Source organism: Nitrospinota bacterium, from assembly GCA_016235255.1.
GTDB lineage: Bacteria > Nitrospinota_A > UBA7883 > UBA7883 > JACRLM01 > JACRLM01.
This window is the reverse complement of record JACRLM010000043.1, coordinates 16,401-42,372: the sequence shown is the minus strand read 5'-3', so window position 1 is coordinate 42,372 and position 25,972 is coordinate 16,401. Positions and strand designations below refer to the sequence as shown.

The following is a 25,972-nucleotide window of genomic DNA, read 5'->3' as shown; positions in this document are numbered from 1 at the left end:
TTGAAATCAAAAAGAAAAGGAAGGCCGCGGCGTAACTGTCCGCCGCTTGCGGCCCCGCCGGGATTAATCGGAAATCACCGGATGGACAAAGCGGACAATTCATGTGCTACTAAACCGGACATTTCTATTTGTTGCTAACATAGGGCGAAGGGGCAAGACAGCCCACTCCACCCCCGATATTTGCGATTGCGGACAATTCACTTCGACTGGTTGATCTCGGCATATAAGTCCAGGGTCTTTTTTATCATCGTCTGATACGGCACATGGCGCAGCTTGGCCTGCCGCTTGAAAAATTCAACGCTGTTCCTTGTGAGGCTCAACGTCACCTTCACCGACGGTTCCTTTGCCACAAGCTTCTCCGGCGGCGGCAGGAAGTCCCTTATCACCTCCATGTCAACCGGCTCGTCAGTGTACTTAATCCGCGTTGCCCGCTTTTTCATATGCAACTTTTCCCTTTCGCCAGTAACCGGCCCCTATTATCCGTATCCGCCCGCCGCGCCACGTGAAACGGACGGTGAGTATGCCTCCGCTCGCCTTGCCTATGCAGTAATATCGTTCTTCACCGGCCCCATGCTTTAAATCCCTGGCGATAACGCGTTTCGGATCGAAAAACGCCGACTGGGCAAGCGCAAACGAAACTCCGTGCTTCGCGAGGTTTTCCTTGTCCTTGCGCGCGTCCCATTCAAAGCTGGTTCTTGGTGAAGCCATATAAAAGTATGGCTCATCCGGACGTTTTATGCAATAACGGGATTACCGGCCGGTTCAAAACGCTGTCCGGGTTGTTGTGGCCCGCAAGGTCGGTCACCCCGGACTCATCATGCCGCCATAACGACGGCGGGGTGACGCGCTTCGCGCTCAAACACCCCGCCGAGCGAAAAGATCACACCTTGCCGATGGCGGTGGTCAGCTTGGCCGAAGCCTGTGTGGCCATCTCCGAAAGGTCCACCTCCGGCATCACCTGGGCGAACATGGCGGGATTGACGGCGCTCACCGATATACGCCCCGGGCCAACCTCGCGCACGACCACGTTGCACGGCATGAGCAGCCCCACCTCGCGGGTGGCGGTGAGGGCCTTGTGGGCCAAGGGGGGATTGCACGCGCCGAGAATCACGTAATTTTCAAAATCGGCGCCCAGCTTTTCCTTCATTGTGGCCTTCACGTCTATGGTCGTGAGTATGCCGAATCCTTCGCTCTTGAGCGCTTCTTTCGTTTTTTCCAGCACCGTGTCAAATTCGCCCGCCACGGTTTTATCTATGCCCAGTTTCATGCGCGATCTCCAGTTTTAACGATTAAACCTATGCCAGTCGCCTAGGTGACATTCCCGGAACAAAATCCTGACACATGAATATAGATGCCCCTCAGGCGGTTTAGGATTTATCAATGCACTGATGCGCCTGCAAGAAAACAAAAGCGAACTTTTTGCGAAATATTTATTGACTTTCGCTTTGCGTTCGCTTAGATTGACCACAGGTAAGGAGGCGCACATATGCACCTGACGAAAAAGCAGAAGCTTATTTTCGATTTTATCGTTTCATTCCTGGAGAAAAACGGGTACGCACCCAGCATTGTGGAAATTTGCGAATATTTCGGGCTTTCATCCCCAGCCACAATCCACAAGCATTTGACCAACCTGGAGGGCAAAGGGCTTATCCGCCGCCAGAAGAACATGAGCCGGGCCATCGAGCCTGTGCGCAAGGAGGACCAAATCCGGGCCGGGTCGGCGGAGGTGCCGCTGCTGGGGCTTATCGCCGCCGGATCGCCCATCGAGGCCTATCCGGGGGAGGACACTGTGGCCATCCCGGAGGACATGCTTGGGCGGAACAGGACATATGTTCTCAAGGTTCGCGGGGAGTCAATGATCGAGGACCAGATACGGGACGGGGATTTTGTGATCGTGGACGAGCGCCAGTACGCCGACAACGGGGACACGGTGGTGGCCCTGGTGGACGGAGAGGCGGTGACGCTGAAAAGGTTTTTCCGTGAAGGAGGCTCGGTGCGCCTTCAGCCGGCAAATTCGGCCATGGAGCCGATAATCCTTCCGGCGGATTCGGTGAAAATCCAGGGGGTGGTCATCGGATTGCTGCGGAAATTTTGATTCATTTGCGGACAACCACCGGACTTGGGAGCCTCACCACCCGGGCAAAAGTATTTAACATGACTGCCGGGTATTTCATACTGCGGTACATACCTTCATAACAGCTTGATGGATTACGGTGTTAACTGGCCCCCCGCCCAACAAAAAAAGGCTTGACTTTACTTGAAATAACTATTATAAAAACACGACTAGGCAAGTTTTAAGATTCTGTTAAGGCTTGTTTAAGTGACGTTAGAACACCAGGGGGGTTTTCCAACGGATTCTTTCAAAATCGTTTTGGATTGTTACTAGTCTTCAACTGCAAACACGGAAAGAATGTTTAAGGTAAAGCTGGCTGTATATAAAGAAAAACTCAAGGCCTTGATGGCCAAGAAGTACACCTTCATATTCGTCCCCGACGTCACGGGCAAATTCATGCGTTTCTCCGTCCCCAAGGCCGTTATTCACGGCATGGGGGGGGTGGCTGTCGCCATGTTTTTCCTTTTCACGTATTTTTCCCTTTCCATAATCAAAAAGAGCGAAGACCTTGGGGAACTGAGGGATTTGCGATCGGTGACCGCCAGCCAGAAACTTGAGATCCAGCAGTTCAACCAGAAAATGAAGCTGATCGAGACCCAGCTTGCAAGGCTGGAGAAGTTCGACAGGAAACTTCGCGTTATCACGGCGCTGGAAAAGCAGTCCCCGTCCAGCACGGAATTCGGTTTGGGCGGCCCGGGCCGGGACGACATGGACCTGACGGGATCTTCCCAGAAGTTGACCCATTCGGTGCTTGACTCGCTGAACACGGACCTGGACCGGGTCAAGCAGATGGCGGAGAACCAGGAGCTTTCCTTCTTCGAGCTTGACGAGTTTTTCAAGGAGCAGTCGGCCCTGTTCTCCCACACCCCGTCCATATGGCCCGCCAGGGGTTTTATAACATCCAACTTCGGCTACAGGCGCTCGCCTTTCACCGGCATGCGCGAACTGCACGAAGGGCTGGACATTGCCACGCAGGCCAACGCGCCTGTCCTGGCCCCCGCCAGCGGCGTGGTGATCAACGCCGGATTTAATCCCGGCTACGGCAACGTTCTGGAAATAGACCACGGATACGGCGTGGTGTCGCGGTATGGCCATGCGGCCAAAGTCACTGTGAATATCGGCCAGCGCGTCAAGCGGGGAGACACGGTCGCCCTTGTTGGCAGCACCGGCAGGTCCACCGGCCCGCACCTTCATTACGAGGTGCGGCTAAACGGAGTGCCGGTCAACCCATACCGGTACATCCTGGAGGACTAGAACACCGGGCAACGTTATTAACGTCCGGGCGGGAATTTCCATCCCGTCCGGATTTTTTATTTTCACCCCTTATTTTTTTAGAGCGTCCACTATGCTCGACATAAACCTTCCAAACAGGATAACGCTGCTGAGGATATTCCTTGTCCCGCTGGTCCTGGTGTTCCTCATTTCCCCCTCGTTATGGTCGTGCCTGATAGCGGCGGCCCTATTCGGCTTCGCCGCGGCGACGGACTGGCTGGACGGCCACCTTGCCCGGGTCACCAACCAGGTGACACTCCTGGGGAAGCTATTGGATCCCGTGGCGGACAAGCTTCTGGTTCTGGCGGCCCTGGTGCCGCTGGTGGAGCTGGACCGGGTGGCGGCATGGATCGTGGTGGTGATAATCGGGCGGGAGTTCGCCGTGTCCGGCCTTCGCGCCATCGCCTCGTCCCAGGGGATACACATCGCCGCGGGCGCCTGCGGCAAGTACAAGATGGGGGCGGAGATCACGGCGATTTTATTGCTGATACTCGATTTCAACCCGGTGTTCCACTACGCCGGGCAGCTTGCCATATGGACGGCGATGGTGCTTGCGATAATCTCGGCGATAGACTATTTCGGCCAGTTCTGGAACAGGCTGGACACGGAGAAGGCGGGGGAAGTGGTGTGACGCGCGCGGGATCGCGCCGACTTATGTCCGTGGTAAAATAGGCAATGCTCAAGAAAACCGTAAAAAAGCTCAATATGCGGGAAGCCTCATCGGCGAAGGCCGACCTTGCGTACTGGCTTTCCAGAACACCAGAAGAGCGCATCAAAGCTGTCGAACAACTACGCGGCCAATATAATGGACATACAGGCAGACTTCAAAGAGTTGTTAAAGTCATTCAACGCCCACAACGTTGAATACATGATCGTCGGCGGTTATGCGCTGGCGTTCCATGGGGCTCCGCGATTCACCGGAGACCTGGATATTTTCATAAAGCCTTCCTTCGATAACGCACGGCGCATCGTCGCGGCGCTGGCGGAATTTGGATTCGGTTCCATGGGCCTTGCCGAGGATGATTTCGCAAAAGAGGACAGCGTCGTGCAGCTTGGCGTCCCTCCCGTGCGGGTGGACATAATATCGTCTATCACAGGCGTAACATGGCCGGACGCTTTCGCGGGAAAAGTTGAGGGGAGCTACGGCGATATCCCGATTAACTTTATCGGCCGGGAACAATTCATCGCCAACAAGCGCGCCATCGGACGCAAGCGGGACATGGCGGACATAGAAGCGCTGGGAGAATAACGGTTCCCCGGGTTTTCTTACCGTCTTCCCACTGGCTCCGTACTCCTGGCCAGCCACACGAAAAACACCAGCAGGCTGAACACCGCGCCGCATAGCAGGAATATGTCGTTGGTGGCCAGCATCACCGCCTGGTTCCCAACCGTCCTGTGGAGCATCGCGTAAGCCCCTCCCTCACCGATCCCCAATGATTGCGCCCCTTCCAGCGCCGCGCGGCCCACCGGATCGAGCATGTTCACTTTCTCCACCAGGTAAGACTGGTGATACGACTCCCGCCGCTCCCACATCGTCACGCTGATGGATGTGCCGAAACTCCCGCCGATTATCCGCAGGAAATTCGTCAGCCCGGAGGCGGAAGCTATCCTGTCCGGCGAAAGACCGGCGATGGAAAGCGTGGTGAGCGGGATGAAAAAGCAGACCATGCCCAGCCCCTGCGCGAGCCTTGGCGCCGCCACATCGAAAAAACCGGCGGAAGTGTTGAACATCCCCTGCCAGAAGCAGGTGAACGCGAACACCGCGAACCCGAAGCTGGCCAGGGGGCGCACGTCCACCTTGTACACGATGGAGCCTATCACCGGCGACATGATAAGCGTGACGATCCCGATGGGAGCCGCCGCCAGCCCGGCCCAGGTGGCCGTATAGCCCATCTGGGTCTGCAACCACAGCGGGAAAATCACCACTCCGCCGAAGAATGTCATGTACCCCAGGCTTATCGAAAGCGTCCCCACTGTGAAGTTGCGAAGCTTGAAAAGCGAAAAGTCCACCACGGGGTGCTCCTCGTAATACTCCCACACCAGGAAAAAGCTCAGCGCCACCACGGAGGCCAGGGCCAGGAGCGTCACCTGATTCGACTCGAACCAGTCCATCTCGTGCCCCCAGTCGAGCATAAGCTGCAGGCTCCCCACCCCCGCGATGAGCAACATCAGCCCCACCACGTCTATCGGCTGCTTGACCACCGCCGACTCCCTTTCGCCAAGCACCCGCAAGGTGATGTAAGAAGAGGTGATCCCCACGGGAATGTTGATGTAGAAAATCCAGGGCCAGCCGATGTTGTCGGTGATGTAGCCGCCAAGGATGGGGCCGAGGATCGGCGCCAGCACGGTGGTCATGGACCAGAAGGCCAGCGCCAGCCCCTTTTTCTCCGGAGGGTAGCACCGCAGCAGCAGGCTTTGGGACAGCGGGATCATCGGCCCGGCCACAGCCCCCTGCAAGGTGCGCAGGAGCACCAGGGTGTAAAAGTCCGGCGAAAGGCCGCACAGCCACGAGGCAAGGCTGAATAAGGCCGTACAGGCGGTGAACACCCGAACCTCGCCGAACCTGCGCGCAAGCCAGCCGGTGAGCGGCAGCACTATGGCCATGCTCACCGAATACGACGTGATCACCCACGTCCCCTGGCTTGGGCTCACGGAAAGCGACCCGGCTATGGCGGGGATGGAGACGTTGGCGATGGTGGTGTCCAGCACGTTCATGAACGTGGCCAGCGTCAGCGAGAAGGTGGCGATGCCCCTTCGCGGGCCTTCTAGATAGGTGGGGTTCATCGGATGATTATAACAGCGGCGCGGCGGATGGTTTTGCGGTGAGGAAGAAGAATGTTGCAACCACAGAGGCACAGAGGCACGGAGGGGAAAGGAGCTTGCATGTCTCCACCTGACCACGGACAGCGGTAGAAACCTGATTTTTACCACAAGGAATGGAGAAAAACATTTCCTGACTCTGTGCCTCTGTGTCTCTGTGGTGAATAATTCCTCCTGGGCTACCGCGCCGGTTTGGCGCCGTTTATTATTTCCTCTATCATTTCGTCCGCCCCTTCGGACTGCGCGGCGTAAACTTCCGTCCCGTAAACCTCCTTGCCGCGCTCCACTGTGGCAAGGGCCTTGCCGCTCCTGTCGGAGGTGTTCACGTCCGCCTTCATTGAAAGGCCGATGAAAAGCGGATGCGCCGCAACCTCCGCCGGGTCCAGGTCTATCTTCACCGGGACGCGCTGGACGATCTTGATCCAGTTGCCCGTGGCGTTCTGCGGCGGGAGCAGAGAGAACACGCTCCCCGTCCCCGCCACTATGCCCGCCACCTTGCCGTGGAACACCACGGAACCGCCGTACATGTCCGAAGTGAGGGTGGCAGACTGGCCGATGCGCATGTTGGAAAGCTGGTTCTCCTTGAAATTCGCCTCCACCCGGATAGCGGCCACCGGTGCGATGGTCATAAGGGGCCTGCCGGGGGCCACCCTTTGGCCCGCCTGCGCCCCGCGCTTTGCCACATACCCTTCCACCGGGGAGACTATCACCGTCCTCTTCCACGCCAGGTGCGCCTCGCGCGCCTTGGACATGGCAAGTTTCACCGCCGGATTGTCCCGCACGTCCTTGTCCGGCGCCAGCGCCTGCGCCCCTTTAAGCTGGCGCACGGCGCCCCGCAGCGCCTGCCCGGCCACGTCATACGCGGTCTTGGCCCGGTCGAAGTCCTCCCGGGATATGGCGCCGCTCTGCTCTAAGGTCTTTCTGCGTTCAAACTCGTCCCGCGCCTTGGAAAGCTCCGCCTCCTTAAGCGAAACGCCTGCCTTCGCCTGCTCCACCTGCTCTATCATCTGGCCGGCCCGGCGCACGTTTTCGGCAAGCTCCGCCTTCGCTTTCTCCAGCGCCACCTGGGTGTCCGCCCCGTCCAGCCGGACAAGCACGCTCCCCTTTTTCACAAAATCGGTCTCGTCGGCGCCGATGGAAATGATGGAGCCGGCCACCTGCGGCTCTATGCTTATCAGGTTGCCTGTGACATATGCGTTGTCGGTGGTCTCGTGGAACCTGCCGTGGAAAAGCCAGTAGGCGCCGTATAGCGACGCGGCCAAAGCGAAGGCTCCGGCAAGCTTTATGAGGGCGTTTTTACGCCCCCCGTCCGGCTTTTCCCCCGGCGGTTTGTCCGATGGTTTGCCTTCCATGTCCGTTCCGTCACTTCGCAAGGTTTGCTTCAAATCGTTATTTTCGGCGCGAAACACCCCTTTTTCAATGTTAAAATTTATAATGGTCAATTTTGAGCGCCGGAAAAGATGACGGAAGACAAACGGATAGTGGAGGAAGAAATTCTCGCCATTCTCGAAGAAGCGATCCGGGAGGAAAGGGAATCGGCCTCCCGCTATCAAAAAGGGCTGGCGCTGGCCGCGGACCCCGAGGTAAAAAGCATGTTCGAACGCCTTATCCGGGACGAAGAAACCCATGAGAGGGTTTTAAAGGAGCGCTATTATGAAATAAAAAAGCGCCTCGGCCTGAAAGTGATGAAAGACAAGTGACCCGCCGCAAATTCAAGCCATGCCGGAAAAACAGCTAATCATCGGGATCATCGGAGGAGGCTCTTGCGGGCCGGAGGCGGCGGCGATGGCCCAACGCGCCGGCGAGCTTATCGCCCGGCGGGGGGCGGCGCTGGTGTGCGGCGGCCTTGGAGGGGTGATGGAGGCCGCGTCGCGCGGGGCTTCAATGACCGGGGGCGTTGTGATCGGCGTGCTGCCGGGGGACGACGCGCGCGCCTGCAATCCACATGTCACCTACCCCGTGGCCACCGGGATGGGGCACGCCCGCAATGTGATAATAGTCCGCACGGCCCATGTCCTTATAGCCTTCGAGGGGGAGAGCGGCACATTGTCGGAAATAGCCATCGCCTTAAAGCTTGGCAAACCGGTGATCGGCGTGGACGCGTGGAGAACGGTCAAAGGGGTAATCGTGCGCTCCACCCCGGAAGAAGCGGTGGAAGAAGCGTTCGGGCGGATCGGACGGCCGTGAAAAAGTTCTGTCTGCTCATAGCGCTGGCCATGATGGTGGTCCTCGCATCGTCGTGCGCGGAACGGGAGGCCATCCGCAGGCCATCGTACAAGCGCGGCGACGAGGCTCCCGCCGATTCCGGCAAGGGGCGGTATCATATCGTGAAAAGAGGCGAGACGCTGTACAGCATCGCCCGCAGATACAACCTTCCCCCCTCCACGCTCATCAAGCTGAACAACATCACCGACGTGCGCAACGTGAAGGTGGGCGCAAAGCTTGTCATCGCCCCCGGCGCCGCCGGACCGGAAGAGGAAAAGGCGAAGGACTACGAGGAGGAGGAAGAGGACAGCAAGGTATATACACCCCAGATGAAAGGAAAGTTCATCTGGCCGCTCAAGAGCGTGGCGATAGGCTCCGGCTATGGAATCCGGCGCAACATAAAACATGACGGGATAGATCTGCGGTCGTCCAAGGGAAGCCCCATCATGGCCAGCGCCGACGGGAAAGTGATCTACACCGGGTGGGGGCCTTCCGGTTACGGCAAGATAGTGATCCTCAAGCACGACAGGCGCACCATAACGGTGTACGCCCATAACGACGAGAACATCGTAAAGGAAGGGCAGGAGGTCAAACAGGGCGAACAGGTCGCCACCGTCGGAAAGACCGGCCGCGCCACGGGCTTCCATTGCCATTTCGAGATGCGTGTGGACAGAAAACCGGTGGACCCGAAAAAATACCTTCCGGCGCTGGAGTGATTGACCGATGACTTTCCTTTCAAAACTTGCCCACAAGGCCGCCAACTTCCCGTTCGTCAAACGGGCGCTGGCGGAGAACCGCTTTATCGTGCGGATGTATTTCAACTGGAAATACAAGAAACAGGACCCGTATCATGTGGGGCAATCCGATTACGAAAAGGAAAAGCTGGACCGGGCCATGGCCGCGCTGGCCTTCAAGGACAGTTTCGATAATGTCCTGGAGGTGGGCTGCGGCGAGGGTTTCATGACAGAGGCGCTGGCCGGCAAGGCGGCGCATGTGCTGGCCGTGGACATATCGGACATCGCCGTGAAAAGGACCGCCGAACGCACCGCCGGAACCTCCTGCGTCACCGCAAAAAGGATGGACGTGTTCACCACCCCTCCCTCGCCGGAGTATGACCTGGTGGTGTGCTCGGAGGTGTTGTACTACTTCGAGCCAGAGCAGCTTCCCGGAGCCGTGGAGAACATCATCGGCTGGATAAGACCAGGCGGCCACGCGGCGCTCATCCACGCCAGGGCGAAGGCGGACGACACCACGGGAATAGACATGAAAAAATTCGGCGCCGCGACGATACACGGGATGTTCGGGAAGGATCCCCGTTTCACCATCGTCTCCGACGACGTACAACCGCTTTACAGGATCACCGTGGCGCGAAAGGAATTGTAGCGCCGCCGTCCCGGTGGCATGCCGGCATCACGGCGCGACGCGCCCCCAGTGTCACGAAATCGAGCTTATGTAATTGCCTTCATCGTCCATCGTGAGCTTCGTTATCCCCGGATGGAGCTTTTCAAGCCGCTCAAGCTCGCGTTTCTGGAAGGTCATAATGTCGTTCAATTCGGACACCTTGCGTTCCCGCTGCCGCACAGTATCGGCAAGGCGCTGGTTTTCGGCCAACAGCTTGCTATGGGCGATGGCCTGGGCGATGGTGACCTTCAGTTCGTACTCGTCCCAGGGTTTGCTCAAAAACCTGTAAATCTCCGCCTTGTTGATCGCGCCGATAAGCTCGTCCCGGTCGGTGTATCCGCTCAATATCAGCCTTGCGGCGTGGGGCTGGCGCTCCTTTACCGCCGCCAGAAAGTCCACCCCGTTCATCTCCGGCATGCGGTAGTCGGACATCACCAGGTCGAACTCTTTCCCGTTGGCCCGCGCCAGCGCGGCGGATGGGGACTCGAACGATTCTATCTCATATTCGCCCGCAAGCGCCCGGGTGAGCGATTTGATGATGTTCACCTCGTCGTCAACTATCATTATCCGGAACATTGAAAAACTCCTTTCATGATTTAACATGGAAGACCATTGGGGCTTCGTCAATCCGCTCGATGGTCTTAAGAAGCGATATGGTGGACTCTGTGAGCGCCTGGCCTTTTGAAAGATAGAATACCTCGTGGGACGAATACAGGTCCCTTGAGAGCATCATCCCCGCCCGCAGACTGGACGAATCGAGCACCATCTCCCGGATGGAGGTCTCCATCGAGGAGCTGATGCGGCTGGCGATGAAGGCGTCCACCACTTCAGGATCGTATCTTTTGCCGCTGTTTTCGACTATGTACTCCACAGCCTGCTGGCTTGTGAACTTCTCCTTGAGCAGGAAGCCTTCCTGCAGCGCGTCCAGGTCGTTGGCCAGAAGCACGATCCGCGCCCCCATCGCAATGTCCTTGCCCGCGGCGTGGCCGGGGAATCCCTTCCCGTCGTGCTGCTCATGGTGCTGGCGGATGATCCCGCCGGCCTCGTTGAGCGATTCCAGCGGCATGAGCATCGCCTGGGCCAGGGTGGGATGCTTGGCGTATTCGGCCCGTTCGCTGTTGTTCAGCGTTATGAACGGCTTGCGGAGCATTTCGTCGGACCAGCCGATCTTGCCGATGTCGTGCAGCAGAGCCGCCACAACGATGTTCTGGATTTCGGTCTCCGGCAGGCCCATCCTTAGCGCCAGGTCCCTGGCGGTGGCGGCCACACGGCGCGAATGGCCGGCCATCGCCCCTTCGCGGCACTCCACTATGTTGGCGAACACCTTGATGGAGGTGAAGAACGACTTGCGAAGCTCCGAATGGGCGGCGGAAAGGTCCTGCAGCGATTTTCTGATTTCCCGCGTCTGCTCGGCCACCTTGGCTTCCAGGCTGGCGTTAAGCTCCATGAGCATGGCGTTCTGGACGCGGATTTTCTCCTCCAGCGCTTTCTTTTCCTGCTCCGCCCTCTTGCGCCCCAGGGCGTTGCGAACGACGATGAGGACCTCATTGTCGTCCCACGGCTTCATGAAATACTGGTAGATGTGGCTCTTGTTGATCGCGTCTATGGTGGCCTCGGTGTCCGCATAGGCCGTGAGCAGTATCCTGAACGCCGCCGGCCATTTCTCCCGCACGGTGTCAAGGAAGGTGACGCCGTCCATTCCGGGCATCTTAAGGTCGGATATCACAAGGTCTATCTTCCATTCCGACAGGATGGCAAGCGCCGGGGCGGCGCCCTGCGCCGTGTACACCTCATACCCGGCGTGGGTGAGAAGTCTTTTAAGGGAGGTGAGTATTTTTTCCTCGTCGTCCACCAGCAGGATGCTTGGCGTTTCTCCCGATGGCGCGGAAACAAAATGGGCGTCCGCCTTGTTGGACGCTTTTCCGGCGGTGGCCGTCTTGCCGGAACTATTCCCGTTCTCCACCACAGTATCATCCCTTCCCCGTTGCGCGCATTACGCGCGTCCGCCGGCGGCATGCCGGCGAAAAAACCACAGGATATGCGGCGTCCCCCGGCGCCTTATTCCGGTTGCGTCAAAGGCAGGGTCACCGTGAACGCCGTCCCCTTGCCAACTTCGCTTTCCACCGAAATGGTCCCGTGATGTTTCTGAACGATATTATACGCCAAAGCCAGCCCAAGGCCAGTCCCTTCACCAGGGGGCTTTGTCGTAAAAAACGGATCGAATATTTTTACCATGTTTTCCGGCGGTATTCCAGACCCGGTGTCCGCTATTTCCACCGCCACGCAGCCCTGTTCGTCCCGGGTGCGGACCGTTATTCTCCCTTTTTCCTTTATCGCATGGGCCGCGTTCACCAGCAGATTCACCATCACCTGCCCCACCTGGCTCGGGACGCATTCTATCGCCGTATTGACGGCATCATACTCTTTTACCACTTCCGCCTTGTACTTTAATTCGTTGTGGACGATGTTGAGCGTCCCGTCCAGGATCGCATGTATGTCCTCCACCTTCAACTCCTCGCCGGAAACGTGGGTGAACGTCCGCAGGTCTTTCACAATCGATACGATCCGCTTTGTCCCTTCCAGCGTTTCGTTCACCACTTCGATGGACTCTTCTTTCAGTTTGGCAAGCTCCTTGAGTTCGCCCTCTCTGTCCGCTGAGCGGCTTTGGGCCAGATCGAACATCTTTTCGATGTTTTTCTTCATATAAATAGTGTTGGAGTTCACAAAACTTAGCGGATTGTTTATTTCATGGGCGATACCCGCGGCAAGCTGCCCGATGGACGCCATCTTTTCGGACTGGAAAAGCATCTTCTCCGCCCTTTTGCGCTCCGAAATGTCGCGAAGCATCGCGATGGCCGTCCACTTTCCGCGTACCCTGGCCGCTGAAAGGGAAATCTCCACCGGAAGCAGCGACCCGTCCCGCTTTTTGGCCATAATTTCGGTCATTTTCCCTATCAACGGGCCGGTCCCGTTCACTTTGAACCGCTTGAATCCGTTTTCATGTGACTGCCTGTGATCGTCCGGCACTATGAGCTCCGCCACGGACTTGCCGATGGCCTCCGAGGATTTATAACCGGTCATCGCTTCTGCGCCGTGGTTCCAGGTGACGATCCTGCCATCCTCATCGGCTATGATCACCGCGTCCTGCGTGGTCTCGGCGACAAGACGGAACCGCTCCTCGCTTTCTAAAAGCGCATCCGCCGCCAGCTTGCGCGCGGTTACGTCCTTGGCCACGCCGACATAAAAAATGACCTCCCCTCCATCGCCCCGAACCGGGTAACCCCTGTCCCACACCCATGCGACAGAGCCGCCCGGACGGATTATCCTGTATTCATGGTCGAAAGGCTGACCGGTCTTTTGGACCTCAAGATCGGCCAGCGCCCGGCCAACATCCTCCGGGTGGATCGCTTCTATGAAAGAGCGCGGGTCGGCGTACAGGCTTTTGCATGACCGCCCCCACACTTTCTCGTAACCGGGGCTGACATATATCATCCTGTTTATAGCCGGATCTGCCATCCAGAACACTTCGTTTATGGTCTCGGTGATCAGCCGGAACCGCTCCTCGCTTTCCTTCAGGTGTTTGACCGTTGGCATCCATATTGTCAGCCCGGCGGCCAGCGCGAGAAAGCCGCCAAGATAAAGCGGAATGTTCTCCAGAAGTTCGAGGTCAGACGCCATGGCCTCAAAACCGCGGAATAAATGCGGCGCGAAATGCTCCATGGCCGTCTGGACGACATTGCCGAGCATGATAAGCAGTATGCCGATTATGATCAGATACCACCCCTGCCCGCCGGACAGCTTGTTCCTGCGGCTGAGGAAATAGATATACAGGATGATCAGAAAGCAGATGATTATCCTGCCCACTTCAAGGAAATAATGGTAAGCGGTCATATTCAGCCAAACCTCCCCAATGGAAAAATTATACCCCGGCGGAAGGTTTAAGGTGTTTTTTTACTTTCTTTTGGAGCGCGGGCGTCCCGCCCGCAATAATTAAACGGAGCCTCGACGGCTCTGTTTAATTACAAAATCGTTTCCTCAAGTCAAAGGAGCCTTCGAGGCTCCTTTGACTTGTTGCGGGCAAGACGCCCGCGCTCCAAACGGGATGCGGTTATATCAGCTCTGGTCCCAGTCGAAGGCCACCCGCTCGGACTCGAACCACACGCAAGGCTCGTCCGGGTCGGCGTTAAGCTTCCTCATGTCGCTGGTGAGAAGCTCCACGGGGACGCGGGCCATCTGAAGGTAAAGGTCCACCTGTTCTTCCTTGGAGGCCAGGTGCTCGTCTATCAGCTCCACCACCTCCTTGCGGGAGTTGGCGTTGACGTAAATGGTGGAATAAAAGCCCTTGGCCGCCTCCACCCCTTTTTTCGGCGGGGCGTAGCCGCGCACCTCCACCTTCCAGCAGGTCACCCCCAGCGGGGTCCCTTCGCTGTCGATGTTCTCCTCCTCCTCCTCGTCCAGGTACAGCTCGTAAAGATCGGCCATGTCCTCGAAAGCGGTAAGGAAATCGTCCCCATACTCCTCGTTCAAAGGGAGGGGTTCGTGGTAATGGGGCAAGTCCCAGAAAAATTTCAGGTCCATCTCGAAGGGTATTCCAAGCCGTTCGAGGGTGGCTTCCACCATGTCCGGATTGTTGTGATAGACGTGGATGGTCTTGTGGTCGTCCAGGAACACCTCCACCGTCTCCCCTTCGGCGAAAAAGCCGACGCCGAAAAATCCATCGTCCAGCGCCACGTCCTGCCAGTCCGCCACCCAGGACTCCGCGTCCTTGCGGGGGACAAGGTCCTCGCTTATGTACGTGTCGTGGTCCCGGTAATAGTCGTTGGAATGTATCTTGGTGACTATGAACACGTTCTCGGGCAAAAGCTGGCTGAGGCTGAAAAAAGTTTCCATGATCTTCTCGTGGGAGACGATCACCTCGTAATAAAAACAGCCTTCGTTTTTCAGGTAGCGGGAGTCATACCCCTCTTTCTGGGCAAACGGATCCTCCGGATAGACCCCATAAGGATATGTGAACTGGCCATGCACGGCGCGCGGAATGGGTTCCCTCCGCGCCGCCGCGCTACCCGGGGCTTTTTCTCGCTCTTCCATATACTCAATTATCAAGGCATCCCCCGCTTTTTACAAGTGCGAAAATTAGACGTGCGTTCCGCGGGTTATGCTATATTTGACCCTTCAAACATCTTGAAATGATATGAAAAACAAACTCATTTTCACCCTCGCACCCCTTTTAGCCGCGATTTTTTCCCATCATGCCGCGGCGGACAGCGCCCCCCCGCCAGCCCCTGTGGCCGCAACGGCAAAGGCCGCCCCGGCCTTCTCGGGCAAGACCATAGGCAAGTTCGCGGAACGCGTCGCCGCCCTTTACGCGTATGACCTGGACAAGGACGGGACTGCTGAAATCATCGCCGGATTTGATACCGGAGTGGCCGTATTCAAGCTTGAAAATGGAGTGTTGCGCAAGGTCGCCCGGCACGACACTGGGCCGCGAAGCCAGGTTACGGGAGTGTGCGCCGGTGATTTCTCCGGTGAAGGCGAGCCGGAGATATTCGTGAACAAAATCGCGGGAACGGCAGCCAGGGGGGAGATACTCTCATTTAATGGCAGGTCGCTGGACAGGGTCCAGGACGAGCTAAAATATTTCTTCATCTGCGGCGCCAATGGCAAGCTTTACCGGCAGGGGCAAAGGACCGACGGGGCCCTGCGCGACGAGGTGATGGCGGTGGAGTGGACAAACCAGGGGATGGGCGAGCGCCCATTCACCCCCCTTCCAGAACAGCGGCGCCTGTCCGGCCTTTCCATATTCGACATTGACGGGGACGGCGCCATGGACGTGGCCGGATTCGACATGAACAGGAAGCTTGTCTATCATTCCGGCGCCGGGGACGAATGGACCAATGTGGACGGGGAGTTCGGCGGATCGGACATCACCATAAGACTTACGGACGAAGCGGAAGCGGAGATACATCACGAGATACAGCCGGCCATGGTCCCGATGGCATCCTCCGGCAAATTTCCTTTGATTGTGGCGCCGCAGAACCAATATACCTTCACGCTGCTTTCGGCCACGCGCAATTATGTGAAATCGCGGATATTGGCGGTGGAGAACAAGGGACTTGGGTACGAGGTGACCGCCTCCACCCCTGTGGTGGACGGGGTGATAAACGCCATCGTTCCTTTCGGGAAAAACAGTTTCATCGCCGCCCGGTCGCAAAAAGGGCTGATGGGCGGGACAAAGTCCGAGATATTGTTGCTGACTGTGGAAGGTTTTTAAAATGACACGGACATTGCGGACACTGGCGCTGGTCCTGGCGATGTGCGCCATGGCGTTCCCATCGCCGGTGAATGCCGCCGGCGCAAATGATGAGAAGAAGGCCCAGGCCATCGTGGAAAAAACGGCGGGGCTTTTCGCCCGGTTCAAAAGCCGGGTGGTGAAAACAGAGCCGGGCGAGGTGGTCATATCCGTTCCCCATTCCGGCCTGATGGTGGGATCGCTCACGCGGATAACCGGGGCGGACGGATCATCTATTGTGGCGCTGGCCAGGGTGAAAAGCGTTTCCGGGGACACGGCCCTTTGCGCGGTGCTATACCAAAAAGGGAAAATAGAGCCGGGCAAAAGCCGGGCCACGGGAATCAGCAACCCGGTGCGCGCGCTGCTCATCGAAAAAAGCGGTGGAGAGGGGATAATCGGCGCTTTGGAAGAGGCGTTCGCGGAAAATCCGGCCTTCGACATTGTTCCCCTGGAATTGACGCAGGGGGCGGGGGCAAAGGCGTCCGTAACATCCCCCGGCAAGATCGCCCAGAGCGTGAAAGCGGACTTTGCTTTCGTGATTTCGGTGGAAGCGTCCAAAGAAGCCTCCATGGTGAAGATAACGGCCTTCTCTCCGGATGCGGGGAACGTGGCGGAATTGACCATGCGCTGGACCGCCGATAAAGCCGTCGCTTCTCACGTGGCCGGGCAGGATGACGAGAAGAGCTTCTCCATCTCCGCCGGGGCGGGCGCGAAGGCCGGATTCCTCCAGAAAGGCTCCGGCGCGGCCACCCATCAGCAAAAAGAGGCCACGCGGATGGCCATGGACATACGCGACAGGCTTAGCATAACAAAATACCAGGTGGACGGCGAGGTGGCCTCCGCCACGTGGGTGAAAACAGGAGCCGACGGGCGGGCGCTGGCCATGGCCGTTGCCGGGAGCCTTCGGATTGTCACTCCGGAAAACGGCAGGCTGAAAACAATCTGGGAGACCCGCCCCGCCGGTTCCCCCCGGATTTTAAGCGTGATGGCGTTCGACACCGACGGCGACGGGATGGACGAGATATTCGTCAACGCCGCCGGTTCCCAGGGTTTCGAATCGTTCGTGGTGGAGCGTGAGGGGCAGGGTTTCGCCGTCAAGCCCACCGCGTTGCCCTACTATTTCTCCTCGACGGGGGGCTCCCTGCTCGCCCAGAAAGGAATGGAAGAACACCCTGTGGCCACCGGGCAGGTTTTCACCGTCCGGCGCACGGGGCGGCAGGATTACTTTTTCGCCCCCGCGTTCACCCTCAAGGGGGGCGAGGCTCCCACCGGGATAAGCCGGGCGGACCTGGACGGGGACGGGGTGATGGAGATCATCGGCATATCCTCCCGGGGGCTTCTGATGATATACAACCAGTCCGGCGCGCTGGCGTGGAAAGGGGCCGGATTCGGTGTCACCGGAAAGAACATCGCCGTAGAAAAAAACTTTTATCTGCCGGTGTACCCCAGGATACTTCCCGTGGCCGACAGCCAGGCCGGGCTGACGCTGGCGGTGGCCGCATCCGAATACAAGCCCGGCGGCTTTCTGGACAAGGGGGGGCTGGAGAAAAGCTCCATCAAGTTCGTCCAGCCAGCCGAAAACGGCTACACCGTGGAGGACAGGCTGTTGTTCGCGGAAGGCTGGATCAGCGACATCGTTGAAGACCCCGCCGCCGCCACCGCCAAGGGAAGCGTGCTCGGATATGCTCTCGTCATCCCCGGTTCGTTGGGAGACAAATCAGAGATATATCTGCCAAACCGGTAGAGGGGGCGATAGTCATGGTTCGACATTGCTCACCATGACATTTTATTCACCCCCGCCTCCCCCGCCCCTCTCAAGTCCCCGCCCCCCGTTCCGATAAGTAAATTGAAGAGCATGGCTCTTCCTCACTATGGAAGGTGGTGATTACGATGACGGTCGGCAGGATTGATGGATTCGACCAGCCGGTTGTCCCCGCGGTAAAGCACACGGAGAACGCCGGAGGTCAAGGGAAACACCCTAAACGGGAAGCGGCGAAAGCCAGCGAGGTTTCCGACAAGGTGGACATAGGCCACGGGCCGGAGCCTGAACGGAAAAACACGGCATATGAATACGATATTTCGGACGGCCACAACCTGGTTGTAAAAATTGTCAACCGGGACAATCGTACCGAAGTGGTGCGCCAATACCCCAGCGAGGAGATGGTGAAGTTCCAGAAAGCCTACATGCAATGGATGAAGACCATGGGGCTGGAAGGCTAAACAGGCTCCCCCCTCCCTGAACGCTCTGTGTTCGCCCATTCCCGCGAAGACCCTCCAGAAAAACGCGCTCTTGCGCCGGCATGTAAAACCGGGTGGGCAAGGGGGCGGCGGGAAGGTATCATGGTTCCATGGGAAAAAATGATTATGTGGCGGGGATAGACCTGGGGGGGACCAATATCCGCACTGCATCCGTTTCCTTTGACGGCGCGATTTTAAGCCGGGTAAAGATTGAGACCGGCGCGGCGGATGGATACAAGGCGGTGCTGGAGCGCATTGTAGAATCCGTCCGTTCCGCCGCATCGCATACATCAGGCACACTGGCCGCCGTGGGGATTGCCGCGCCGGGGGCGATAGATTTTACGCGCGGTGTGGTCACCCGCTCCCCGAATTTTCCGGACTGGCGGGACGCGCCTTTAACAAACGATTTGGCCGCCGCCCTCAAAGTTCCCGTGGAGCTTGAGAACGACGCCAACGCCGCCGCTTTCGGCGAGGGATTTGCCGGCGCAGCCAAAGGGTGGCGCGACTATATAATGTTCACCCTTGGCACAGGGGTTGGAAGCGGAGTGGTGCTCAATGGCAAGGTGTGGCGCGGCCCCTCCGGCATGGCCGGGGAGATGGGGCATATCACCGCACGGCCCGATGGCCGCAAATGCGGATGCGGCAATAACGGGTGCGTGGAAGCGTACGCCTCCGCCAGCGGCGTTGCCGCCACCGCAAGGGAGCGGTTCAACGAACCTGCGGCCGCATGGCTGCAAAAAGCGTCCGGCGGGGACGCTTCCATGATAGACGCCGCCCTTGTCGCCAAAGGCGCCTTTGAAAACGATCCGCTTTGCCGGGAGATGCTCGAAGAGGCGGGCGAGTGCCTTGGATTCGCGCTGGCCGCCGGGGCGCTTGTGCTTGGCGTCACCCGGTTCGTGATCGGCGGCGGGATGGCCGGGGCGCTGCCTGTGATGGAAAATTCCATACGCAACAGCGCCGCAAGACGCGCATACACCATCGCCGGGAGCGGGATAGAAATCGTAAACGCCAGCCTTGGGGATGACGCCGGGATAATTGGGGCTGCGGCCATCGCCATCGGCGCCATGGAGAGCCTGCGATGATCTGGATAATCATGCGGGTGGCCTTCCGGGAGCTTAAGGGGGCGCTCACCCGGTCGCTTCTCACCATGCTCGGGGTGGTCATCGGCGTGGCGGCGGTGGTGGCGATGGTGTCCATGGGCGAAGGGGCCAAGCAGAGCGTCATCCGCAACATACAGAATCTTGGGACGAACCTTTTGATAATCCGCCCCGGCCTGCTTGAACAGCGGCACGTGCGCCGAGCCCCGGCGGAGACGCTTTTGATGGACGACGCGGCGCTGATAAAAAGATACGTCCCCCACGCGGTGGCCATCGCACCCTCCAGCTCCAAGCAGGCGCAGGTGAAGTTCGGCTCCCAGAACACAAGCACCAGCATCATAGGGGTCAGCCCGGAATACCTTTTCGTCCGTTCGTTCTCCGTGGAGGAGGGGCGGTTTTTCAACACGGCGGACATATCCGGGGCGCGGCGGGTTGTGGCGCTTGGCACGGAGGTTGTTAAAAAGCTTTTCGCCGGAAAGGATCCACTTGGCCGGTATGTGAAGATCAACAACATCAATTTCCTCGTGGTGGCCGTGCTGGCGGAAAAGGGGGAAGTGGGATGGTGGAACGCGGACGACCAGGCGCTTGTCCCCATCACCTCGTTCCAGCAGAGGCTATTCGGCGGAAAGCACCTGCAGGAAATATCCATTGCGCTCGACAGCGAGGACGCGCTCGACTATGGCAAGGAAATGGTCATCAACATCCTGCGCAAGTCCCACAAGATACGCAAAGGGGCGGAGGACGATTTCCACGTGCGCACCCAACTTGAGATATTAAAGTCCATGGAGGAGATCACCCGGACGATGACCCTGCTATTAGGCGGTATCGCGGCCATATCGCTTTTGGTGGGGGGGATCGGGATAATGAACATCATGCTCGTCACCGTCACGGAGCGGACCAAAGAGATCGGGCTTCGCAAGGCGCTGGGGGCGCGGCGGATGGACATCATGAAACAGTTCCTTGTGGAATCGGCGGTGCTGTCGAGCGTGGGGGGTGTGATCGGCATTTTGCTGGGGGCTGTGGCGGCCTTTGCCATCGCAAGCTTCACCGAATGGAAAACGTTCGTGTCCCCAAAGTCCGTGATCACCGCCTATTCGGTGGCGCTGTTTGTGGGGGTGTTCTTCGGCTGGTACCCGGCGTGGAAAGCGGCGAAGTTAAACCCTGTGGACGCTTTGCGCAGGGAGTGAGTTGGCGGTTTTACGGAAGATAAACAGGCTCGCCACCGAGACGGCGCCCCATGCGAAAAACAGGGGGACGGCGATGCGGCGCATTAATGTCCACACCGTTGGAGGCGAAAAACCGGCGCTGATTATATGGTTTCCGGCCGGGGCCATGAAAACAAGCCGCCAGTCCCTTGTCCGCAAATCCCCGGCGGCAACCGGCCTGCCATCCACATAAATCGTGTTCCAGGGGAATGGAACCAGGTTGGTCATCACCCATCCGGGCCTGTCGAGCGTCAACGCCACGTTTTCCAGTTCCCCGAATGAGCGATCCGTTTTGACATTGAATGTGGATTTTTTCATCCCGGCCGCCTCACCGTCCGTCAATTTCCGGTACAAACTCGGCGTGGTGTAATCTATCGGATACAGCAGGCTGGCCTGGACGATATCCTCGCCGGTTGCCCGGGATTGCGGCGCTGCCATGATCTCCATCGCGTGCGATAGCTTGACGGCCATGCCCGCGGCGGAAACGGCCAGCAAGAAGATCATGAGCGAAACGCCAGGCCAATTTGACGGCGCATCGGCTTTTAGTTCCGCTTCCGCCGGTTGTGACCCGTTCGCCAGGAAAAGCAAAAAGAAAAATCCGCAAAGCAGCGATACGTTCTGAAAAGAGACCAGGCGGGAGGCGTACTGGACCATATTGAACACGTCCGGCGTGAACGACTGCGAATGCGGATTCACCGAAATCCACAGGAAAAACGCGAAACTGAGCATGCTGACGCTTGAAACGATTGAAAGCGACGTCCATTTTTCACGGCGGCTCGACCGGAAGGCGAACACGGCGGTGGCCGCGAAAAGACCAAGCAGGGGAACGTTCAACTGCGTGTCCCAGTGCGGGACACGGATCGCATTGACCGCGCCGGATATCGAGCGCGCGTCGAACGGAAAAGGCATCAGCCTGCTTTTGAGCGAGTCAAACGTGAAATAGTAGATCAGCGATTCCCTGTTCGCGATGTCCAGCGCGCCCCCCAGGTCATGCACCGCGTAAAGCCACGGCGCAAGGCATAGGATGCAGGCCAGAGCGGAGCCGGCCGCTTTCCAAAGGCCCCGGAAAAACGGAAGGTTCGAAGGAGGAAGAAAGCTTAAAATGAACACCCACCAGAAAACGGACGCCGCAAACAAAGATGTGATGGGATGGGCGCCGGCCATGGCCGCGAAAAAGAAGACCGCCAGGTTCAGCCATCGCCATTGGCCCGACTTGATGAACAAAAACCAGGCGGATATGGCGCATGTGAAAAAAGCCGTTCCGAAAAACTCCGTCACCGCCGAGCGGTTATACAGGTTTGTGAGCGGGTATGCGGCCCAGATCACAAGGCAGGCGGCAGTGAATCCCATGAATCTGCCCCCACCAAGCCGCGCCACAGCCGAGGCCACAAGCGCGAACTGCGCCATGAACACCGCCCCCGCCAGCAGCCTTATCGCCACGGCGCCGCCAGTGGCCGATCCGATGGCGCCCAGGACCGGATACAGCAAGGTCCCATAAAACACCGGATGGGCCATTCCCGCGAAACGCTCCGTGTTGAGCCAGACGGGGAATTCCATACGCTGGCGGAAAGTTTCCGAGAAATAGTCGGTGACAAGCAGATGGAACGGCCCCCATTCCTGCCAGAAATCCCACATTATTCCATCGAAGGGGATCAACGGCAGGCACGGGACCGCAACCGCCATCAGGGAAAGACAGACCACAGCCATCCCGCCAGGACGGATCATACTTGACCGGCTATGCATTTTGATTGATTGTATTCTTCTGAATCGTTTGAAAGCGCAGTCAATTAAAATCGGCTGACGGGTATTTTACCATTCCGCCGCTGATGTTATAATAACTGACTGCATGGCCGCAGGAGAGATGACCGAGTTGGCCGAAGGTGCACGCCTGCTAAGCGTGTGTAGGGGTAAAACCTTACCGAGGGTTCGAATCCCTCTCTCTCCGCCATTTACTGGCTATTGGACTATATAAGCGGTCACTTCTGAATAGACCATCGTCCCGTCCTGCGAGTATCCCTCTATCACGCTTGATATGAGCGTCTCGCCGAAAAACCATTTTATCTGGTTCGTCCCGGTGTTGGATTTGTTCTGAAAAAGCACCGCCATGCCATAGGCCTTGCCGTTGGTCTGCTCGGTAAGTTTCGCCCCGGCTCCGTCCTGCACAGAAAATCCGGCGCCGCCGCCGGATATGGCCACCATCACGGTGGTGTTGGCCTTCGCGTCACCGCCAAAGTCGTTCCTGAATTTATAGCTTCGGATGCCCCCCTTCACGTTTATCTCCAGGTCTCCCGTGAACTTGCGTTCCTGGGCCACGGGCGTGGGGCCGGTGGAGAACAGGATCGTCCGGGCGGTGTAAGTGCGGTTCCTTGTCCCATCGGAGTGGAGCGTGGAAGTTTTCCCGCTGTCCCCTTTTGAACCAGAGCCGCCGGAAGCGCAGCCTGTGATTATGGCGGACAGACATAGCGCTATGGCGGCGATTTTACTTCTTTTCATGTTTTTTGATTCCTCTTCGGTTCGGGCCATGCCGTCCTGGGCGGCGGAATTTATTCTAGCATACCCCTTGCTATGAAATTGCCTTGGCGAATAAAATGATGCAACGTGATTTGAAAGGCAAACTTGGACAACACTCTTTCAACGAAACCGGGCGGCGGGACAGACGAGGCGCTGGCAAAACTTCAGATAGCCATCAATTACCAGTTCCGCGACCAGTCCCTGCTGGTAAAGTCCCTCACCCACCGCTCCTTCGCCAATGAACGCCAGCTTAAGATAAAGGACAACGAGCGGCTGGAGTTTTTGGGCGACTCGGCGCTGGACCTTATCGTGTCGCGCTACCTTTTCTTCCAGGGGCAGCAGCTGCGGGAGGGGGACCTTTCCAAGATACGCTCCCAGGTGGTCAACGAAGGATCGCTGGCAAGGTTCGCCCGGAACGTGGAACTGGGCAAATGCCTGTTGCTTGGCAAGGGGGAGGACAGCACGGGGGGGCGGGAGAAAAACTCGCTTCTGGCCAACGCTTTCGAGGCGCTCATCGCGGCCATATACCTGGACTCGTCTTTTGACACCACATATCACGTCACCCTGGGGGTGATAAAGGCGGCCATAGACGAGGCGGCGGAGCTCAAGCCCGAGGTGGACTACAAAGGCTTGCTGCAAAAACAGCTGAAAAGCGTCCCTGCGCCGCCGCAATATCGGGTGATGGAGGAGTCCGGGCCGGACCATGACAAGATGTTCAAGGTGCAGGTCTGGATCGCGAACACCCCGTATGGCGACGGGTCGGGCAGGACGAAAAAAGAGGCGGAACAGACCGCCGCGCGCAAAACCTGTGAAATGCTGGCCGCCGCCGCTCCGGCGGAGCAGCCGGCCGCCCCCGCTGATGAACTCCCTTAACGTATCGGAGATATTCGTCTCCATCCAGGGAGAGTCCAGCCAGATAGGCCGCCCCTGCGTCTTCGTCCGGCTGGCCGGGTGCAACATCAGATGCGCCTATTGCGACTCCGAATACGCAGCCCGTGGCAAAGGGGAGCCGATGACGATGGGGCAGATCGTTGAGCAAGTGAAAGCGTTCGGGGTGGACCTGGTGGAAGTCACCGGAGGGGAGCCGCTGATCCAGCCCGGCTGCGTGGCGCTTGTGAAAAAGCTGGCGGCGGAGGGGTTTGAGGTGATGGTGGAGACAAACGGCACGGTGGACATCGGCGAAGTGAACACCGTTGCCAGCTGCGTGGTGGACATAAAGACCCCCGGCTCCAAGTCTGAGGGGACGTTCAACGAGGTCAATTTCAAAAGGCTCACCACCGCCGACGAGGTGAAATTCGTCGTCACGTCCAGGGACGATTTTAACTGGGCGGTGGCGATATGCCGCGAACGGCGGCTGTGCAATCAGACGGCGGTGTTATTCTCCGCCGCCTGGGGAATGGTGGAGATGGAGGACCTGGCCATGTGGCTCATCGAATCGAAACTGGCGGCAAGGCTGAACCCGCAGTTGCACAAGATAATCTGGGGGAAAGACAGGAGAGGGGTTTAGGTGGGAGATATATTGTTCAATTCATCCCTCACGCCGCGTATCTTACTATTTCCAATTCCGCTGTTGCGTTCGCCTTGGTCAAAATAGCTTCAACTTTTTCCATTACGGAATCTTCAATGATGTATTCGCGGCAATTGCCGCATTGCAGGACTGGCAGGCCTTTTAAAATGACGATAGATTGATTGCCGGTTTTGAAAGGAAGATCCGTCACCTGCCGCTCCATCGAAGCGCCGCATGTCTGGCAGTTCATAGCGCACAATTTGTTAAAAAAGATGCTTCCCCGTGGTCGCTGACCACGGAAATTGTAATCCCCCTCACCCCCCCGCCAATCTCTTCATGATCGGGCAGTTGTCTTGCCGGCACAGGACGAACGTGTACATGAATTGTTCACGGCTGACCACCTTGGCCTCCATGCCTGTGGCGGTCCCTTTGGCGGATAGATATTCCACCCGCACCTTGTCGCCGTCCTTGGTCTCCCGCGCCCAATAGCAGTTCTGGCCGCCGCCGATCACGTTCACCTGCTCGTGATAATGGCCGTTTATATGCCCGTCCACAAGCTCCGCCGTGGGGGGGCCGTCGGTGGTGTAGGCCGGGCCCTGCGCCACGCGCCTTCCGTGGAACGCCACGCCGCCGGTCCCTCTGGACGCGGCCGCGGGGGCGGAAGCGGGCTTTGCGGCCATTCTCGGCTCCACCGTGGCCGGCATGGCCACCTGGGCCACCGGCGCGGCGGGTTCGGGCTTCTCCGCGGCAAAGGGGAACGCAGCCCCCACTTCTCCGTTGGGTTTGGGCGGCGGCGGCGCGGGAAGCGCTTTTTTCGCGGGAGCGGGCGCCCCAAGGCTGAAGGATTTTATGACCGGCGGCCTGTCGCTCCCCAACAGAACTTCGAGCTTTATGGATAGTATGTCTTTTGAAAACGGTTTGACGATAAAGTCGTTGGCCCCCGCGGGGCCGGCTATCTGGAAAATGCTCTCTTTCCCCTTCATGGCGGTGAAAAGGACGCAAAGCTGGTCCGGCTTGAACCTCGTCCGCAGCGCCTTTAAAAACGGCAACCCGCCGTCCGGCGCAAGGTCCGCGTCGAGTATCAATAGATCCAGGTCGCACACTTCCTTCGGGGCGGCGCCCCCCAAAAGGCCGGACATACCGGCGTTGCTGCGTATGTTCTGTTTGATTATGGCTTCCGCCTGGGCCTTGTTGGACGCTTCGAAGATGTTCTCATACCCCATTTTGTGTAGCATGATGGTTATGACATGCTGGCTTGTTTCGTGCGAATCGGCTACGAGAATCCTGGTCTTGTCCTTCGGTTTTGCCACTACC

The 25,972-nt window shown here is 58.2% G+C and carries 28 protein-coding genes and 1 tRNA gene; 16 read left to right on the top strand and 13 right to left on the bottom strand.

All coding sequences use genetic code 11. From position 1 onward, the window contains the following. Positions 1-197: 197 nt before the first annotated feature. The 3 genes from HZB29_05865 to HZB29_05855 form a co-directional block, all read right to left on the bottom strand. Entirely contained in the window at positions 198-440 is a 243-nt protein-coding gene (locus HZB29_05865; protein MBI5815119.1) for a CopG family transcriptional regulator, read from the bottom strand. Next, positions 415-708, bottom strand: a complete 294-nt coding sequence (locus HZB29_05860; protein ID MBI5815118.1) for a BrnT family toxin — start codon at positions 706-708, stop codon at positions 415-417. The genes HZB29_05865 and HZB29_05860 overlap by 26 nt, the downstream gene beginning before the upstream one ends. A gap of 172 nt (positions 709-880) precedes the next feature. Then, on the bottom strand, positions 881-1,267 hold the full coding sequence (locus tag HZB29_05855; protein ID MBI5815117.1) for a DUF302 domain-containing protein: 387 nt from the start codon (positions 1,265-1,267) through the stop codon (positions 881-883). A 219-nt stretch (positions 1,268-1,486) separates the two neighbouring features. Here HZB29_05855 and lexA point away from each other — a divergent pair, with 219 nt between their 5' ends. The 4 genes from lexA (at position 1,487) to HZB29_05835 (ending at position 4,634) form a co-directional block, all read left to right on the top strand. After that, positions 1,487-2,095 carry a transcriptional repressor LexA gene (lexA, locus tag HZB29_05850; protein MBI5815116.1) on the top strand — a complete coding sequence of 203 codons (609 nt, stop codon included), beginning with the start codon at positions 1,487-1,489 and terminating at the stop codon, positions 2,093-2,095. A gap of 315 nt (positions 2,096-2,410) precedes the next feature. Then, entirely contained in the window at positions 2,411-3,367 is a 957-nt protein-coding gene (locus tag HZB29_05845; protein MBI5815115.1) for a M23 family metallopeptidase, read from the top strand. A gap of 100 nt (positions 3,368-3,467) precedes the next feature. Then, positions 3,468-4,016, top strand: a complete 549-nt coding sequence (gene pgsA / locus HZB29_05840) for a CDP-diacylglycerol--glycerol-3-phosphate 3-phosphatidyltransferase (GenBank protein ID MBI5815114.1) — start codon at positions 3,468-3,470, stop codon at positions 4,014-4,016. Between the two features lie 174 nt (positions 4,017-4,190). Then, positions 4,191-4,634, top strand: coding sequence for a nucleotidyltransferase (locus tag HZB29_05835; GenBank protein ID MBI5815113.1), 444 nt, complete (start codon positions 4,191-4,193; stop codon positions 4,632-4,634). 17 nt (positions 4,635-4,651) lie between these two features. Here HZB29_05835 and HZB29_05830 read toward each other — a convergent pair whose 3' ends face one another. After that, on the bottom strand, positions 4,652-6,169 hold the full coding sequence (locus HZB29_05830) for a DHA2 family efflux MFS transporter permease subunit (protein MBI5815112.1): 1,518 nt from the start codon (positions 6,167-6,169) through the stop codon (positions 4,652-4,654). 215 nt (positions 6,170-6,384) lie between these two features. Continuing rightward, entirely contained in the window at positions 6,385-7,557 is a 1,173-nt protein-coding gene (locus HZB29_05825) for an efflux RND transporter periplasmic adaptor subunit (GenBank protein MBI5815111.1), read from the bottom strand. 108 nt (positions 7,558-7,665) lie between these two features. Here HZB29_05825 and HZB29_05820 point away from each other — a divergent pair, with 108 nt between their 5' ends. From HZB29_05820 to HZB29_05805, 4 genes are read left to right on the top strand one after another with little or no spacing between them, the layout of a single operon-like run. Then, the gene (locus HZB29_05820; protein ID MBI5815110.1) at positions 7,666-7,905 is read left to right on the top strand and encodes a rubrerythrin; all 240 of its coding nucleotides are present in this window, start codon (positions 7,666-7,668) and stop codon (positions 7,903-7,905) included. Between the two features lie 19 nt (positions 7,906-7,924). Beyond that, complete coding sequence (locus HZB29_05815) at positions 7,925-8,392, top strand: TIGR00725 family protein (protein MBI5815109.1); 468 nt, start codon at positions 7,925-7,927, stop codon at positions 8,390-8,392. Continuing rightward, positions 8,389-9,126, top strand: a complete 738-nt coding sequence (locus HZB29_05810) for a M23 family metallopeptidase (protein ID MBI5815108.1) — start codon at positions 8,389-8,391, stop codon at positions 9,124-9,126. Before HZB29_05815 ends, HZB29_05810 begins: the two co-directional genes overlap by 4 nt. Positions 9,127-9,133: 7 nt before the next feature. Beyond that, the gene (locus tag HZB29_05805) at positions 9,134-9,793 is read left to right on the top strand and encodes a methyltransferase domain-containing protein (protein ID MBI5815107.1); all 660 of its coding nucleotides are present in this window, start codon (positions 9,134-9,136) and stop codon (positions 9,791-9,793) included. A gap of 51 nt (positions 9,794-9,844) precedes the next feature. Here HZB29_05805 and HZB29_05800 read toward each other — a convergent pair whose 3' ends face one another. The 4 genes from HZB29_05800 to HZB29_05785 form a co-directional block, all read right to left on the bottom strand. Continuing rightward, positions 9,845-10,387: a response regulator gene (locus tag HZB29_05800; GenBank protein MBI5815106.1), complete on the bottom strand. Its 543-nt coding sequence runs from the start codon at positions 10,385-10,387 to the stop codon at positions 9,845-9,847. A 13-nt stretch (positions 10,388-10,400) separates the two neighbouring features. Further along, on the bottom strand, positions 10,401-11,774 hold the full coding sequence (locus HZB29_05795) for a response regulator (protein MBI5815105.1): 1,374 nt from the start codon (positions 11,772-11,774) through the stop codon (positions 10,401-10,403). A 95-nt stretch (positions 11,775-11,869) separates the two neighbouring features. Beyond that, positions 11,870-13,702, bottom strand: coding sequence for a PAS domain S-box protein (locus HZB29_05790; GenBank protein ID MBI5815104.1), 1,833 nt, complete (start codon positions 13,700-13,702; stop codon positions 11,870-11,872). Between the two features lie 222 nt (positions 13,703-13,924). Next, complete coding sequence (locus HZB29_05785) at positions 13,925-14,914, bottom strand: hypothetical protein (protein ID MBI5815103.1); 990 nt, start codon at positions 14,912-14,914, stop codon at positions 13,925-13,927. 88 nt (positions 14,915-15,002) lie between these two features. On the opposite strand from HZB29_05785, the gene HZB29_05780 reads away from it, so the two are divergent. From HZB29_05780 to HZB29_05760, 5 genes are all read left to right on the top strand, one after another. Further along, positions 15,003-16,082 carry a VCBS repeat-containing protein gene (locus HZB29_05780; GenBank protein ID MBI5815102.1) on the top strand — a complete coding sequence of 360 codons (1,080 nt, stop codon included), beginning with the start codon at positions 15,003-15,005 and terminating at the stop codon, positions 16,080-16,082. Between the two features lies 1 nt (position 16,083). Then, the gene (locus HZB29_05775; GenBank protein ID MBI5815101.1) at positions 16,084-17,844 is read left to right on the top strand and encodes a VCBS repeat-containing protein; all 1,761 of its coding nucleotides are present in this window, start codon (positions 16,084-16,086) and stop codon (positions 17,842-17,844) included. Between the two features lie 146 nt (positions 17,845-17,990). Then, positions 17,991-18,320, top strand: a complete 330-nt coding sequence (locus tag HZB29_05770; protein MBI5815100.1) for a flagellar protein FlaG — start codon at positions 17,991-17,993, stop codon at positions 18,318-18,320. A gap of 128 nt (positions 18,321-18,448) precedes the next feature. Further along, positions 18,449-19,420 carry an ROK family protein gene (locus tag HZB29_05765; protein ID MBI5815099.1) on the top strand — a complete coding sequence of 324 codons (972 nt, stop codon included), beginning with the start codon at positions 18,449-18,451 and terminating at the stop codon, positions 19,418-19,420. Continuing rightward, a complete protein-coding gene (locus HZB29_05760) occupies positions 19,417-20,622 on the top strand; it encodes an ABC transporter permease (GenBank protein ID MBI5815098.1) in 1,206 nt (401 codons plus the stop codon). Before HZB29_05765 ends, HZB29_05760 begins: the two co-directional genes overlap by 4 nt. Here HZB29_05760 and HZB29_05755 read toward each other — a convergent pair. Further along, the gene (locus HZB29_05755; GenBank protein ID MBI5815097.1) at positions 20,590-22,365 is read right to left on the bottom strand and encodes a hypothetical protein; all 1,776 of its coding nucleotides are present in this window, start codon (positions 22,363-22,365) and stop codon (positions 20,590-20,592) included. The genes HZB29_05760 and HZB29_05755 overlap by 33 nt on opposite strands. Before the next feature lie 130 nt (positions 22,366-22,495). On the opposite strand from HZB29_05755, the gene HZB29_05750 reads away from it, so the two are divergent. Then, positions 22,496-22,588, top strand: a tRNA-Ser gene (locus HZB29_05750). Between the two features lie 8 nt (positions 22,589-22,596). Here HZB29_05750 and HZB29_05745 read toward each other — a convergent pair. Continuing rightward, complete coding sequence (locus HZB29_05745) at positions 22,597-23,133, bottom strand: hypothetical protein (GenBank protein MBI5815096.1); 537 nt, start codon at positions 23,131-23,133, stop codon at positions 22,597-22,599. 123 nt (positions 23,134-23,256) lie between these two features. On the opposite strand from HZB29_05745, the gene rnc reads away from it, so the two are divergent. Together rnc and HZB29_05735 are read left to right on the top strand one after the other, a co-directional pair. Then, positions 23,257-24,024, top strand: a complete 768-nt coding sequence (gene rnc / locus HZB29_05740) for a ribonuclease III (protein MBI5815095.1) — start codon at positions 23,257-23,259, stop codon at positions 24,022-24,024. Next, positions 24,011-24,658, top strand: coding sequence for a radical SAM protein (locus HZB29_05735; protein ID MBI5815094.1), 648 nt, complete (start codon positions 24,011-24,013; stop codon positions 24,656-24,658). The genes rnc and HZB29_05735 overlap by 14 nt, the downstream gene beginning before the upstream one ends. A 28-nt stretch (positions 24,659-24,686) precedes the next feature. Here the strand turns inward: HZB29_05735 and HZB29_05730 are convergent, their stop codons facing one another. Both HZB29_05730 and HZB29_05725 read right to left on the bottom strand, forming a co-directional pair. Further along, complete coding sequence (locus tag HZB29_05730; GenBank protein ID MBI5815093.1) at positions 24,687-24,908, bottom strand: YgiT-type zinc finger protein; 222 nt, start codon at positions 24,906-24,908, stop codon at positions 24,687-24,689. A gap of 64 nt (positions 24,909-24,972) precedes the next feature. Beyond that, positions 24,973-25,968, bottom strand: coding sequence for a response regulator (locus HZB29_05725; protein ID MBI5815092.1), 996 nt, complete (start codon positions 25,966-25,968; stop codon positions 24,973-24,975). Between the last annotated feature and the right edge of the window lie 4 nt (positions 25,969-25,972).